Origin of the sequence: Sporosarcina sp. JAI121, from assembly GCF_013408665.1 — a bacterium.
In the GTDB taxonomy this organism is placed as follows: domain Bacteria; phylum Bacillota; class Bacilli; order Bacillales_A; family Planococcaceae; genus Sporosarcina.
Genome location: NZ_JACCCL010000001.1, coordinates 2094223 through 2108515 on the forward strand (window position 1 = coordinate 2094223; position 14293 = coordinate 2108515).

Annotated in this window: 13 protein-coding genes; 1 reads left to right on the forward strand and 12 read right to left on the reverse strand. The window is 43.2% G+C overall.

What is annotated here, in order from left to right; all coding sequences use genetic code 11:
• Window positions 1-30: 30 nt before the first annotated feature.
• The 7 genes from murC to HDC33_RS09850 all read right to left on the reverse strand — a co-directional run bounded on the left by murC (window position 31) and on the right by HDC33_RS09850 (window position 8423).
• Window positions 31-1344, reverse strand: a complete 1314-nt coding sequence (murC, locus tag HDC33_RS09820; protein WP_179392262.1) for a UDP-N-acetylmuramate--L-alanine ligase — start codon at window positions 1342-1344, stop codon at window positions 31-33.
• A 218-nt stretch (window positions 1345-1562) separates the two neighbouring features.
• Window positions 1563-4526 (reverse strand): DNA translocase FtsK, encoded by a 2964-nt coding sequence (locus HDC33_RS09825; protein ID WP_255457329.1) that lies wholly within the window; start codon window positions 4524-4526, stop codon window positions 1563-1565.
• Between the two features lie 112 nt (window positions 4527-4638).
• Window positions 4639-5244 (reverse strand): YtpR family tRNA-binding protein, encoded by a 606-nt coding sequence (gene ytpR / locus HDC33_RS09830; RefSeq protein ID WP_179392263.1) that lies wholly within the window; start codon window positions 5242-5244, stop codon window positions 4639-4641.
• Complete coding sequence (locus HDC33_RS09835; RefSeq protein ID WP_179392264.1) at window positions 5241-6059, reverse strand: DUF1444 domain-containing protein; 819 nt, start codon at window positions 6057-6059, stop codon at window positions 5241-5243. The genes ytpR and HDC33_RS09835 overlap by 4 nt, the downstream gene beginning before the upstream one ends.
• A 35-nt stretch (window positions 6060-6094) precedes the next feature.
• Window positions 6095-6610, reverse strand: coding sequence for a hypothetical protein (locus HDC33_RS09840; RefSeq protein ID WP_179392265.1), 516 nt, complete (start codon window positions 6608-6610; stop codon window positions 6095-6097).
• A 118-nt stretch (window positions 6611-6728) separates the two neighbouring features.
• Complete coding sequence (locus HDC33_RS09845; RefSeq protein WP_179392266.1) at window positions 6729-7253, reverse strand: DUF84 family protein; 525 nt, start codon at window positions 7251-7253, stop codon at window positions 6729-6731.
• 96 nt (window positions 7254-7349) lie between these two features.
• On the reverse strand, window positions 7350-8423 hold the full coding sequence (locus HDC33_RS09850) for a M42 family metallopeptidase (protein ID WP_179392267.1): 1074 nt from the start codon (window positions 8421-8423) through the stop codon (window positions 7350-7352).
• Between the two features lie 174 nt (window positions 8424-8597).
• On the opposite strand from HDC33_RS09850, the gene HDC33_RS09855 reads away from it, so the two are divergent.
• Window positions 8598-8912, forward strand: a complete 315-nt coding sequence (locus HDC33_RS09855) for a hypothetical protein (RefSeq protein ID WP_179392268.1) — start codon at window positions 8598-8600, stop codon at window positions 8910-8912.
• A gap of 299 nt (window positions 8913-9211) precedes the next feature.
• Here the strand turns inward: HDC33_RS09855 and HDC33_RS09860 are convergent, their stop codons facing one another.
• Genes HDC33_RS09860 through pepV form a run of 5 tightly spaced genes read right to left on the reverse strand, consistent with a single transcriptional unit; the run spans window position 9212 to window position 14046 of the window.
• The gene (locus tag HDC33_RS09860; protein ID WP_179392269.1) at window positions 9212-10057 is read right to left on the reverse strand and encodes a YtnP family quorum-quenching lactonase; all 846 of its coding nucleotides are present in this window, start codon (window positions 10055-10057) and stop codon (window positions 9212-9214) included.
• Window positions 10058-10090: 33 nt separating this feature from the next.
• Window positions 10091-10738 (reverse strand): tRNA (guanosine(46)-N7)-methyltransferase TrmB, encoded by a 648-nt coding sequence (gene trmB, locus HDC33_RS09865; RefSeq protein ID WP_179392270.1) that lies wholly within the window; start codon window positions 10736-10738, stop codon window positions 10091-10093.
• Between the two features lie 34 nt (window positions 10739-10772).
• The gene (locus tag HDC33_RS09870) at window positions 10773-11750 is read right to left on the reverse strand and encodes a nuclease-related domain-containing protein (protein ID WP_179392271.1); all 978 of its coding nucleotides are present in this window, start codon (window positions 11748-11750) and stop codon (window positions 10773-10775) included.
• Between the two features lie 32 nt (window positions 11751-11782).
• Window positions 11783-12637, reverse strand: a complete 855-nt coding sequence (gene dat / locus HDC33_RS09875; RefSeq protein ID WP_179392272.1) for a D-amino-acid transaminase — start codon at window positions 12635-12637, stop codon at window positions 11783-11785.
• A 2-nt stretch (window positions 12638-12639) separates the two neighbouring features.
• Window positions 12640-14046 (reverse strand): dipeptidase PepV, encoded by a 1407-nt coding sequence (gene pepV, locus HDC33_RS09880; RefSeq protein WP_179392273.1) that lies wholly within the window; start codon window positions 14044-14046, stop codon window positions 12640-12642.
• Between the last annotated feature and the right edge of the window lie 247 nt (window positions 14047-14293).

The window sequence follows — 14293 nt, forward strand, 5'->3', positions numbered from 1 at the left end:
ATTAAAAAAAAACAGCAAAATCCCGAAGGATTAAGCTGTTTCTCTTTTTTCAAGACGGGATTTGAACTCATTCATATACTTTTGAACATCGCCGGCACCCATGAATAGGTAAACTGCATTACCGTGTTCTTCAAGAGCCTTCATATCATCGAGTTCCAGGTGTTTGGCACCCGGAATTTTATCGATTAAATCACTAATGGTTAAGTTTCCGGCTTTTTCACGCGCCGAGCCGAAAATATCGCATAAGTAAATATGATTAGCAGATGCAAGACTTTCTGCAAATTCTTTCAAAAGCGCCGCGGTTCTCGTAAATGTATGTGGTTGGAATACCGCAACAATTTCGCGGTCTGGGTATTTTTGTTTAGCTGTTTGTAAAGTCGCTTGAATTTCAGTAGGATGATGGGCATAGTCGTCAACAATAATCCGATCATTTTTTTCGGTTACCGTGAAACGCCTTTTCACACCATGGAAAGTGGTCAGCCTATCTTGGATGACCGACGCTTTTACCCCCTCATAATGACAGAGTGCAATAACACCAAGTGAATTCAAGATTGCGTGATCTCCAGCCAACGGTATCGTGAATGTGTGATAGAATTCGTTGCGCACGAAAACATCGAACGTCGACCCTTCTACCGTCTTCGAAATATTTTTCGCGGCGAAATCATTCGAATCATCGAAACCGTAATAGACGACGGGTACGTTTGCTTGGATCTTTTGTAAGTGCTTATCATCACCGCAAGCAATCAGCCCTTTTTTCACCCGAAGAGCCATTTCTCCAAATGCATCCATTACATCCGCTAAATCCTTAAAGTAGTCGGGATGATCAAAATCTATATTCGTCATGATGGCATAATCGGGTTCATACGCTAGGAAATGGCGTTTATATTCGCAAGCTTCGAAAACGAAATACTCGCTATCCTCAGGGCCGCTGCCAGTACCATCCCCTATTAAGTAGGAAGTCGGCGAATGGCCGGATAATACATGCGCGAGCAAGCCTGTAGTAGACGTTTTACCATGTGAACCCGTCACGGCAACCGAAACGAATTGCTCCATATACTTTCCTAAGAAGTCATGGTAGCGGATAACTTCAAGTCCAAGCTCTTTTGCTCTTACAAGCTCCGGATGACTATCGGGAAATGCATTCCCAGCAATGATAGTCATACCCGGTTTAATATTATTTTCGTCAAATAGTAATATAGGTATTTTTCTATCGTGAAGCGGATCTTCTGTAAAGAACCATTTCTCCACATCTGAACCTTGTACTTCATTGACAGAATCATGAAGAATTTGGGCGAGGGAACTCATTCCAGCTCCCTTAATGCCGGTAAAATGGAACAACGTCATATTGAAACCTCCCGGGAGCATTTCTGCTCCCCTTAATTAAATCGATATATAGGTTGAAATAAAGAATTCCGTTGAACCGCTACGGCGCTAGGCCGGTAGCTTCGCTCAGTTTATACACAGGATTCAATATTTCAACTTAGTTATTTTCCTTATTTCCTCTTATGCTTACTGATCAATGATTAAGTATGTTGATCGGCTGCTATATTTCAAGTAGCTTCCTATTCCAAACGGTCCGCTAGCCGATCAAGATCGCTTTCCGTCAAATAGACATCGCGTGCTTTACTTCCGCGAGGACCTGAGATAAAACCGTTTTTTTCCATCCTGTCAATCAGTTTGGCTGCCCGGTTATATCCAATACTGAAATTACGTTGCAATAATGATGTAGATGCACTGCCTGTTTCATGGATGAAGAGACAAGCCTCTTCGAACAGTGAATCTGCACCTTCTTCCTCAATGCTACTTGCCAAAAGGTCATCCTGGCCAAATAAGTACTCAGGTGACGCCTCGTTTTGTACGTGTTCTATTATACGTTCTATTTCCTCATCCGTGACAAATGTCCCCTGTAAGCGCGCATTCGAAGATTGTCCATTGCCGATATAAAGCATATCGCCTTTCCCAAGCAACCTTTCAGCTCCTGGTGAATCAATGATTGTTCTGGAATCAATTTGGGATGAAACTGAAAACGCGATTCGTGTGGGGATATTCGCTTTAATCGTACCCGTAATGACATCGACAGAAGGACGCTGTGTTGCGATTATCAAATGGATTCCGCAAGCCCGTGCCTTCTGTGCGATTCTGCTGATCGACACTTCCACATCTGCCGGCGCCATCATCATCAAATCGGCCAATTCATCAATCACGATCAAAAGATAGGGCATTTTCATAGAGAAGCGGCGACTTTCAACAGCCGCTTTATTATACCGTTCTATATCCCTTACGCCTGCATGAGCAAGCAGCTCATAGCGCCGTTCCATTTCAGCCACCGCCCATTTCAGAGCGGCAGTTGCCGCTTTGACATCTGTTATCACCGGGCTGATCAGATGCGGAATCCCGTTAAATGGTGCAAGCTCCACCATTTTAGGATCAATCAGCATCATTTTCAAGTCGGTCGGAGATGCCTTGTAGAGCAAGCTGACCAAAATCGAATTTATGCAGACGGATTTACCCGAACCTGTAGCCCCTGCAATCATACCATGCGGCATTTTTCGTAAATCCAAGGTCACTGGTTTTCCTGTCAGACTGAGGCCCAGGACAGCCTCCAAAGGTGATGTGGAGGCTTTGAACTGCTCAGTCGCAATCACTTCGGATATCCGAACAGCTCGCGTTTTCCGATTCGGGATTTCAATTCCGATAGAACTTCTTCCCGGGATTGGCGCCTCGATCCGAATGTCTTTTGCCGCCAAGGCAAGTTTTAAGTCATCCGTTAAATTCCGTACCTTGCTCACCTTTGTACCGACCCCGACCGTCAGTTCAAATCGTGTGACTGTCGGACCTTGAACCGCCTCGATGACGGTCGCCTTGACCGCAAAGTGCGACAACGCTTCTTCAAGTTTGTCCGATTGCGACTCCAGCCAATCTGTATCCTCGATCTGCGATTCCGGCGGTATTAGATAGTCAAGCGACGGAAATGCATAATACATTTCCTCTTCTAGGGTTTCTTCAACTGCTGCTATTTTGTTTTCTGAACTATTTTGCTGAAAATTATCCATCTGTACTGGCTCAGCGGTTTTCAATGTTCTATTTCCAATTGCCAATTGAGGTATTGAAGATTTGTCAAATTTCATTTTTTCTTTATCGGACTTCAACATCAATACATTGAATGGCACAATTCGCTCCGATTTTTTTTGCGGAACCTGCTTCACCGCTGTCTCGCCGGTATCGGAATAAGTCATCGTTCCCAGTTCAGTAAACTCTTTTTCAGTATGTTCCTCAACGTCTGATATGATTCCCGGGAAGCGGTTTTCCGCCTCTACTACTTCCATTTCGGATAATTCATCCCTGGAATGGATTTCAACTTCAGGCGTCGATTCTTTTAAACACACTTCTTCGGTATAAACATCGGCATCAGGAGCTGCTTCCCGAATTCCTGTCTCCGCTTCCGATTCCAGTTCAGGAACTTTCCCGGCATGAACATTTACTTCAAGTGCTGTTTCTCGAATTTCAATCTCCGCCGCCGCTTCCATTATAGGAACTTCCTCGACATGAACATTTACTTCAGGCGCTGTTTCTCGAATTTCAACCTCCGCTGCCGATTCCAGTTCAGGAACTTCCTCGGCATGAACATTTACTTCAGGCGCTGTTTCTCGAATTTCAACCTCCGCTGCCGATTCCAGTTCAGGAACTTTTTCGGCATGAACATTAACTTCAGGCGCTGTTTCTCGAATTTCAACTTCCGCTGCCGATTCCAGTTCAGGAACTTCCTCGGCATGAGCATTAACTTCAGGCGCTGTTTTCCGAATTTCAATATCCTCTGTCGATTCCAGTTCAGGAACTTCTATTTCGGCATGATTAGCAAGTTCGGGAATTACTTCTCTGTCAGTATCCTTGACGAATGTCAATGTCGACGGTTGAACAATTGTCGATCTTTCGACTTTATGAAGAAGATCATCTCTCTGTTTCAACGATTGCAGCTTTGCTCCTATTGCGTCACTCGTTCCCGTCGTACCCCTCTTTGTGGTATAGCCATAAATAGGCGAAGGTACTGCGGTCGGTGTGAATGGTTTGCTCGAACGCTTTTGGACTGTCTTATCGGGTTTAGGTGGAATTTCTTCCTGCTGATTTTTTTTTACCGGGGAGAAGGAACTTTTTTTGTCCTTTGTCGCCGTCCCATACTTCAATGGGGTTTCTGCCCTATAGACATTAACCGGTCTTGTGTCACTCGGCCATTTATCGTTTTCATAAAGCGGTCTCGTTTCATAATGTTCTTCCTCGTCCTCAACACGCACAGAGGGCTTCGAAAAATCACGTTCTTTCGTCGGTTCATCATCCCAACCGTATATTTCCGCATCCGAGATAATCGGAAAACGGAAAGATGCACTATTCTTTCTGTCCGGTTTAGTTAATGGCACATCAATTTCAATTACAATATCAGTTTCGTTTTCAGGGTTTTCATACTTCACATATTCTTGGTCTTCATCATCCGGTCCAAATAACCGATTAGTAATCTTTTTTAACCAACTCAAGACTATCACTCTTTTCATGTCAATCACTCTATTTTAACAGTACAGACATGACTAAATCAAATCAATATATGAAATAAGAAAAACGTACCATAGCGGTACGCTTTTTACTCTCCTACTTATTGAATGTTTCACCAGCAACAGCGCTATTGTCCAATACTAATATCCCTTTTTCCTCAGGAGCATCTGCCAAACCAAGTTCTTTGGCCGAACAGATCATCCCGGCTGAAGGGACACCGCGCAATTCTGCATCGCGTATTACCATTCCCGATGGCATAACGGCTCCCACTTTTGCGACAACAATCTTTTGCCCTGCATCCACATTTGGTGCACCGCAGACAATTTGAACCGTTTCACTGCCGACATCAACCGTACATACACTTAATTTATCTGCATTCGGATGTTTTTCTTTATTCAAAACATGTCCTACGACAAATTTCGGTGTGAGGTCAACATCGAGTTTAGTTTCAACTTTATTCTTATGAAGCGCTTGTTGTAGCCGGTCAACCAACTTTTCTGTCAACTCGACTTCCCCATTTGCATCGATTTCCATATAAGTGGATGCATTGGATAGATTGAATGCGGTTAACTCATTTGTAGCCTCGTCGAAAATCAATGTAACATCCTCTAGCGATTTCGTTGTTACAGTTACTGAACGGGTATGGGTAAGCTGCACAAGCAGCACATCTCCGACGCCATTCAAATTATAGAATACATTCATTTTTTCTTTCCATCCCTTCTTGCCAAACGATTTTTAGCCATGATGAAAATCGGCTCAAGTTTCCCGTCTTCGTATATGAATGACAGGGATGTTACGGGCACGGCACCGGTCGTAAAGAAATGCATTGCCATCTGTGCCAACACATCGTACCCGGTGTCGTTTCGTATATCACCGATAATAAGAACGTCCTGATGTGGGACTGATAGGGTCATATGACCTTCGATTTTCGCTTCCATCTCTTTCAGGAATCCACTGTTCAAGATTCTGCTCGCATCATAACCGTCATTGTTGTTGACGAAGTAATAGATATTACCGGAAACCTCGTCCTGTTTCATCGCCGTCGGTAACGCCCGTACCCGAAACAATGCAGATTCCATGATTTCCAATTCAGACAAACCAATGGAATCCAACATGCTCTCATCTATTAACCGATACGTTGTGCCTAGGTCAAGTGCGTAATAAATAAGAGTTTCAGCTGTATGTTCCTTCACGACAAAACGGTGACCGGCTGAAGATTCCTTTGGAAAAGATGTGGATCTGATTACGGGATAAATAACAGTGTCAGCAGAGAATCCCACTGATTGCTCCTTTTCCATAGCCTTAAATGTTTCATTGATGGTATAGACGATTTCTTTAATGGCTGCATCTTTTTTCTGTTCATATTTCACAAGGATCTCTGGAAGGGAAATATCCATCCCTTTTTTCAGAACCGAATGTTCGAGTCGCACCTTATCCGTTTTCCGATCAAACCGCCACTGAAAATGTTCGGATGGAAGATGTTCTTTTAAAACGTCAACAAGCTGTGCAGAATTCATCTATCTGTCTCCTCCGATCATTAAATAGAAATGCCCTAATCCTGCTTGATGGAACGAATAATTTCCATCATTTTCGCCAGATTATCTTCTACTTGATTCTTTTTCGTCATTGTTGTCATTTTGGTTCCGCCAACGCTCGTAATCAGCTCGATATCATCCTCGCCGCTCTTCACTACTGCCGCAAAGCCGAATGTCCCTTCATCAGCGAACGTTGCTTGCTCGATGATTTCTTTCGTTTTATCTGCCAGGAGCAAATCATAAAACAATTTACTATCACTCTTTTCGTTTGGATTGATGAAAAGAATGAATGTTTCTTCGTTTTTTGTAAAAACGATATTTTGAGCGTCTGAATTCTCATTCATCGCAAAACCGGTGGGCTTGTATAATTTAACACCGTCTATTTCTTCATTACGATTTTTATCGTTCGAATGAAATGCTTCCCTCGCCGCCTCGACCCCCGCACTTGCGCTTTCATCTAGCGATTTTCCGCATGCTGCTAGCAACAACATGGATATCGTCAATAGGAATATGAATTTCCATTTCCGGAACATTCGATTTCCCCCAATCATTAAATTGAACTCCATAACCATTTTAAAGTCGTTGACACTTTGTTGCAACATAAAGACATTGTTACAACCTCTTGCAACATAATAGCGCTGTTGTTGTCGTTCATGACTGTGACTGCTGATAATATTTCAATTGTCCGATTAACAGTTGCATAATATGTGTAAAAAGATCATCGCGATTCACTGCATGCGCGGTGAACATACCAATGGCACCTTCTTTATTGCGGATTCCAATTGATTCAAAATAATTATCTACAACTGGACCAAGTTCATGACCGTCCGCTACCTTTGTTGCAATCTCATTCGGCAAGGGGATTTGTGCTCCGCCCGCTATGAACCTTTTTCCGTCGGGAAGTACCAGTGCACCCCAATTGCAAAGATACATCTGTTCCTCTAGAACTCGGACGCCGCCCTCCAGTCCGATTCCGATTGCCTCTTTCTTCATCCCAGACGAGCGCAATGCCCGATTGATAGCACCAAGCCTTGTTTCCTCATCCCCGAAGGGCTGTTTTGAAACTCCTGATTCCACTTCGTTCTCAATAAGAATTGCCTCTGGGAAATGAGCTTCCAGAACGTCCTTTGCGGCTTTCACTTTTGCGGGGTTTGTAGATCCAATTATATATTCCATATGTATTCCCTCTCTTCATTCATACGTTTACAAAAACGCAGGGCGCCAGAAAACCCGTCCTCTACACCATATAGGTGTCGAAGGACGGACTCCAACTTATACGTTGCGTTTGATTGTTTCCACTGTCGTTTTATCACACGCTTTAACGAGTTTCACAAGAAGCTCCTTCGCTGCCGCATAGTCATCCGTATGGATAATCGACCCTGATGTATGGATGTATCGTGAACAGATGCCGATGACGGCACTTGGAACACCTTCATTGGACGTATGAACCCGTCCGGCGTCCGTCCCGCCTTGTGAGAGGAAATATTGGTATGGAATATTATGTGTTTCCGCCATGTCAAGAATAAATTCGCGCATGCCTCGGTGAGTGACCATTGTTCGGTCAAAAATTCGTAGCAACGTTCCTTTTCCAAGTTGCCCGAACTCATTTTTATCGCCGGCAGCGTCATTCGCCGGACTTGCATCAAGAGCGAAAAACAGATCCGGATTAATCATCGTTGCAGCTGCTGCAGCTCCTCGAAGGCCGACTTCTTCAAGGACGTTTGCTCCCGAGTATAGATTATTCGGCAACTTTTCACCATGCACTTCTTTCAACAGTTCGATTGAAAGTCCGCAGCCATATCGGTTATCCCACGCTTTGGCAAGTATTTTCTTCTTATTCGCCAGCGGTGTGAACGGGCTTACTGGAACAATTTGCTGTCCCGGACGAATCCCGATATTCTTGACATCTTCTTTATCATCGGCACCGATATCGATGAGCATATTTTTTATATCCATCGGTTTGTTGCGCACTTCATTACTTAACAAATGCGGCGGAATTGAACCGATAACACCGATGACTGGTCCGTTATCGGTAATTATTTCAACACGCTGTGCAAGCAGCACCTGGCTCCACCATCCGCCAAGCGCTTGAAAACGGATCATTCCGTTATCCGTAATTTGACTCACCATAAAACCGACTTCATCCATGTGACCTGCAACCATAATGCGCGGACCATCCTCCTGCCCTTTTCTAACACCGAAAATACCGCCGAGGTTATCTTGAATCAATTCGTCGGAATACTTTCGAAGTTCTTCTCGCATATAATTCCTGACTGCGTGTTCATTGCCGGGAGCACCCGGAAGTTCGGTCAATGTCCTAAACATTTCTATTGTATCCTTGTGCATTGAATATAGCCTCCCGCTGTTTTATGTATGTACTGTAAACAGTGTAGTCGATTATTCTGAAACTTTCCATCGTTTAATTCGGAAAACGAACTACTATTTCTTCAGACTCGCTCTGCTATGATAAGTTAAATTGTGGTACACTAGTAAAAATACCGATATAGGGGGTAAATGAGTATGAAATTAAATGATTTCCTAGCAGGTGTATTGACGGGTGTTGCTGCCGGAATCGTTGTCAGCGAAACAATCGATCGTGTTAACCAGAATGTTTCAGCAGATTCCGTTTTAAACAATATTAAAGATGCTTTTAAAAATGAAGGTCCGATAGATGGTTCATGGATCGTCATGAAAACTGAGCCGTTCACGAATAATGTTATTACAATGGATGTTTACCGCGGTGGTATTTCACGTATTAAAGAAGGCGAACTGGAACAATTCGAATTTGCAGCTGATGCAAAAACAGGCACAGTCGTAGAATTAGTAAAAGCATAACTTAAAACCGTCACATTTCCGAGTTGTAAGTACGGAGATGTGACGTTTTTTTTTAACTATATAAGTTGAAATATTGAATTTCTTTAAATCCACTTCATCGCTTGAGGTCTCCTACGCTCTATTTATATATCATATTCGAAGCTACTGAAAAATTTACGTGTTAACTCCGTAAGTAATTTTGAATATAAATAGGCGACATTTCGGTGGAATCTGAACGAAATGTCGCCTCACTGTTTAATATTTTTCCCTGGTTCCTCATAAGCCTACGCTCAGTATACATACGGATTCATATGTTCAACTTATATGCTTACCATGACTGATTCGATGATTTCTTTTCCACTGGCATCCCATTTCACAAGTCTATAATAGGCATCATGATAAAAAATGAATTTATATCCGCCGGCAAGTGCTTCTTTCATCAACTTCTCCTTGGCAAATATCGACGTCATCGGATAATCGTCGAATGCCAGCACCCACAATGGATTACTATGTGCTTGGGTTGGCATAATATCCGCCATATGGAGAATCGTCTCGCCGTTTTGTGTCAACTTGATAATGCTATGCCCATCGCTATGACCGCCTGTATGGATCATTTCCATTCCCGGCATGATGGTGATGCTACCTTCGAATGTCTGGACCTGATTCTGAACGGGCTCCCAATTTTCTTTCAAATAGGTATTCCTGGAACGGATATTCGGGTCGCGCATTTCATCCCATTCTATTTTCGAAACGTGAATATCGGCATTCGGATAAACGGAGACAAGACTCCCCTCCCGCCATTCCGTTAAACCTGCTGCATGATCATTATGCAAATGGGTCATAAGGATTATATCGATATCTCTCGGCGACAAACCAAGCTCCGCAAGACTTTCTTCCACTTTTGCCTCATCATCGATCCCCAGGTTCTTTTTCATCTTCTCGGTAAGCTTCCCTTTTCCATGTCCCGTGTCTATCAATACGTTTTTCCCTTCAAATTGAATCAGGATTGGATCATTTCTCATTTTGATGCGATTTTGTTCATCCGCTTCATAACGCCTTGACCAAAGCGCTTTTGGAACAACTCCAAACATCGTTCCGCCGTCCAGATAATTCCCGCTGCCATCCAGCCACGTCAATGTCATATCATGAAATGTATATGTATCCATAGAAACATGCCCCCATTCCCTTATCTAGATCAATTACAACTTTTCAAATCGAGATTCAAGCCTGTAAATCGGATGCCCCTTTGCTGAAAACTTCTCTTCATATTCCGTCATAATATTATCCTCCGGCATTTCCGCGTGCAAATCAAGCGAGACGGAACCGAGCGTCATACCGTACTGGGACATTGAGACGAGCGAGTATTCGAAAAGAAGACGATTATCCGTTTTGAAGTGAATTTCTCCGCCTGGTGCAAGTACTTCTTCATAAAGCCTTAAAAATGTTTCATGTGTCAATCTTCTTTTGGCGTTTCTCGTTTTCGGCCAAGGATCAGAAAAGTTCAAGTATATCCTGTCAATTTCCCCTTTGTGAAAGATAGTGGAAAGATCCATTCCATTCGCTCGAAACAGCCGTAAATTGGAAGGCTTGTCCGCCTCAATGGCTTTTTCCAGCGCAGATACGATAACATTGTCAAAGTGTTCAATGCCAATATAATTCACGTCGGGATTGGCTAATGCCATGCCGATTATAAATTGCCCCATGCCCGTCCCAACTTCAATATGAATTGGATTTTCATTACCAAAAAGATTACTCCAGCCATTATTCATTTTCTCCGGTTCTGCTAACAGGATATCTGGATGTTCTGCCATGTAATCCCTTGCCCATGGTTTATTGCGAAGCCTCATTCTATACACTCTTTTCTTTTCTATTTATATGTTTTCATTCTTCCTCAGGTGGTACATCTTCTTCACTGAACAACCTGCTCATCGATGTCGTTTGCCCGACATTCAGTATTGACTTGGCCGCTTTAAATTGAATGGATTTCATTGGGACGGAGAGTTTCAGTAGCCCCGAAAACCATTCATCATAAAATCGTCTATCAATAATCTCCACATCAAACGCCGAACCCGGATGATCGATATAGCCGTTCCGTGATATCAAATACTTACGGATCGGGAAATCGATAGCTTCCGCCTTAAATATACTTGAAATGATTTTTTCCGTTCTATTAAGCGCGATGAGGGGACTAAGTATTTTGGATTCATTGTTCCCTGTTTTCTTTACCCAAAATCGGTCCCCGTTACCACTGTAAGCCGCTAGATTTTCTGACTCAAGCATAGTGATACACAAACATTCAACAGGCGTGACAATAATAATATCCAGCTCCACGGGCGCCTTTTTTAACAGCAATATCGGATAATAAAACAATAAGTAATTATCCGGAAGTTGCTGGGCGAAGCTGCGTAACAGGGAATCACGCAGAAAACGCGAATCCACCTTTGATTTCTCTCTTAACGTTGAACTTGCCCATTTAATTTGAAAATGAAAGAGCTGGTCCAAATAGAGCCTTCTTAATTGTTCAATACTTGAAGGGGTGTGAACCAAATTCGGTGTAAAACCGAAGTCGTCATTAATGTCATTTGTATCATCTTCACTTTTGCCGGGCTCCTGTTCGGCCAATGTAGTCCTTCGTTGGCCAAAGAGCCGTACCAATGGAGAAAACCATTTGCCCTCCTCCGGTTCTTCAACTGCTACTTCTTTCCCCTGTTGCCATTCCGATAGATCCGCTCCACTTTCCCATTGAATTCTCATGCGCTCCCACTGATATCTTTTTAAACGGATATACTGCGAAGGATAACGTGTAAGATCATGTTCGTAACGGGAGACATAGTCGAGCAATTTGACGAGTTGCGCCATGTCCATTCACTCCGATCACCTACTGTACACCATTATTCACCTGCTATGAAAGACGGAATCTGTAATGCGAACGCTTCTTGTAGTTTCTTGGTTATTATTCCGGGTACTCCCGAACCAATTGGACGGCCGTCGATAGAAATAACAGGCGTCACTTCTGAAGTTGTAGATGTCAAGATGAATTCATCCATTTCACAGGCTTCGTCGAGTGTAAATGATTGCTCAACGACTGGGATACAAAGATCCTTACACAGTCCAAGGACAACCTGGCGCGTAATCCCGTTTAAAATGAGGTTCGTCGCGGGATGCGTATAAACTGTCCCATTTTTTATGCCGAACATATTTGAAGCTGAACCTTCCGTAACGACTCCTTCACGATGAAGTAAAGCCTCAACACAACCTGCTTCATATGCCTCTTGCTTCGCCAAAACATTTCCCAGCAAGTTCAGACTCTTAATATCACAGCGCAGCCAGCGGACGTCCTCGACAGATTTAACCGGAACTCCGTTTTCCATGCCTTCCAAAGGTCTTGGATTGTTGACAGCGTATGCAGTAACTACCGGCTGTACCGATGGATCAGGGAATTGGTGAAGCCGCGGTGCGGATCCACGTGTTATTTGGAGATAAATATGACCTGTTAAAATGTTATTCGCTTTTACTAATTCACGTGCAATCTCCATTATCTGCACATCTGCATATGGGATTGTCATCTTTATTTTCGCAGCGCTTTGAAATAAACGATCGATATGTTCTTTCGCCGTGTACAATTCTCCGCCATACACTTTAATCACTTCATAGACACCATCACCGAAATAATAACCTCGGTCATCAATCGAAATAGTCAACTCTTCACGTTTTGTAAACTGCCCGTCGCTAAAATACACTGTCATTCTTATTCCCCTTCCGTTTCATCACATGCGAGACGGCTTATAGCGTCCGCGTAAATTGCGGTTGCCTTCATTAAGTCGTCTATATATACATATTCATCAGCCTGATGGGCCACATCTTCTCTACCTGGAAACAGCATGCCGAAAGCGACTCCTTTTTCAAGAACGCGTGCATATGTGCCACCGCCAATTGACAATAGCTCTGCATGTTCACCGGTATGATCAGTATACACTTCTTGTAACGTCCGTATGAGAGGATCGGCCGCATCGACATAGTGAGGTGCCGAGTTCGATAGTACATCAACTGAAAAAGGTGTTTCCGTTAATCGTTCCATGCATGTCGTCATTTTCTCTTCGAATTGATAAGAGACGGAATACCGCATGCTAATGGTAATTTCTCCGCTGTTTTCCTGGTCGTAAGTCACGATGCCTGCATTCAATGTCGTATCGCCTGACATTTCATCGTTGAATGCCAATCCGAGGAAAAGGCCGCGCGATTCGTTGGCAAATGCATTAAACATGAATTGAGTAAAATCTTTCGACGTCCCTTCCTGGAAAATACGATTCAAGAAGGAAGCTAATAGAACCGCTGCGTTCACGCCATTATCAGGTTCCATCGCGTGTGCAGATTTCCCGTTCAAATTAATAACGGTGTAATCCTTTTCCTTGGTAACTCCGCCTGTCACATTATGAATATTTAAAAACGTCGTGAATTGATCGTTGTCGATCCCGACTTCCTTGGCAATATGCGCTTCTGCATAATCAGGCACCATATTTGTCCTATTTCCTGATTTGAACCAAAGAAGTTGTCCATCTGCACCAATCGATTTTTGTTTAAAAAGGACGGATGCAATTCCTTTTTCAGCGTTAATTATCGGGAAATCTGCATCTGGAGCAAACCCGATTTGCGGCATCTCTTCTTTTTCAAAATAACGTTTTACACAGCGAAATCCACTTTCTTCATCTGTTCCGATGATGAGACGTACCCGTTTATTCAACGTGATTCCCGATTCCTTGACAAGCTTCATTGCGTGCCACGCCGCAATCGTCGGCCCTTTATCATCTATCGCTCCACGGCCGAACAACTTGCCGTCTACTATAGTTCCGTCATACGGTCCGTATGTCCAATTACTTCCCGCTGGTACGACATCAACATGACAAAGGATTCCGATAATATCATCACCGTTGCCCATTTCAATATGACCTGCCATGTTGTCTACGTTTTTAACGCTCATCTCCGCTTTGCGGCCTTCTTCCAATAGCCAGTCGAGTGCACGTTTGGGTTCTGGTCCGAATGGCAGATCTTTTGTAACTGCATTTTCATCCAAAACAGAAGGTATGGCGATTAATTGCTGTAAATCTTCTAGCAGGTTTTCTTGCCTCTTCAAGGCTTCCTTTTCCCAATCCGTCATTCAAGGCACCTTCTTTCCTAGTAACCCTATTTTCACACGTTAAACTAAGAAAATAAAGAAGAATCCTCTTTCACTAATTCTTCATATAAAATTCATGCAATCTTCATTGGAATACGTTATACTAGTATTGTCAGTATATTTAGTCTGACAATTTGAACTTTTCGAAAGGATGTGCGGTGTCAGGATAATTTCAACGTGCTCTAGGCAACATTCACAAGTCTCATGTCCAGTATTATTTGGAAAATGA

Coding starts and splice junctions, on each gene's coding strand:
- murC (WP_179392262.1), bottom strand. CDS start 1,344: ATGACGTTGTTCCATTTTACCGGCATTAAGGGAGCTGGAATGAGTTCC.
- ytpR (WP_179392263.1), bottom strand. CDS start 5,244: ATGAATGTATTCTATAATTTGAATGGCGTCGGAGATGTGCTGCTTGTG.
- HDC33_RS09835 (WP_179392264.1), bottom strand. CDS start 6,059: ATGAATTCTGCACAGCTTGTTGACGTTTTAAAAGAACATCTTCCATCC.
- HDC33_RS09840 (WP_179392265.1), bottom strand. CDS start 6,610: ATGTTCCGGAAATGGAAATTCATATTCCTATTGACGATATCCATGTTG.
- HDC33_RS09845 (WP_179392266.1), bottom strand. CDS start 7,253: ATGGAATATATAATTGGATCTACAAACCCCGCAAAAGTGAAAGCCGCA.
- HDC33_RS09850 (WP_179392267.1), bottom strand. CDS start 8,423: ATGCACAAGGATACAATAGAAATGTTTAGGACATTGACCGAACTTCCG.
- HDC33_RS09855 (WP_179392268.1), top strand. CDS start 8,598: ATGAAATTAAATGATTTCCTAGCAGGTGTATTGACGGGTGTTGCTGCC.
- HDC33_RS09860 (WP_179392269.1), bottom strand. CDS start 10,057: ATGGATACATATACATTTCATGATATGACATTGACGTGGCTGGATGGC.
- trmB (WP_179392270.1), bottom strand. CDS start 10,738: ATGAGGCTTCGCAATAAACCATGGGCAAGGGATTACATGGCAGAACAT.
- HDC33_RS09870 (WP_179392271.1), bottom strand. CDS start 11,750: ATGGCGCAACTCGTCAAATTGCTCGACTATGTCTCCCGTTACGAACAT.
- dat (WP_179392272.1), bottom strand. CDS start 12,637: ATGACAGTGTATTTTAGCGACGGGCAGTTTACAAAACGTGAAGAGTTG.
- pepV (WP_179392273.1), bottom strand. CDS start 14,046: ATGACGGATTGGGAAAAGGAAGCCTTGAAGAGGCAAGAAAACCTGCTA.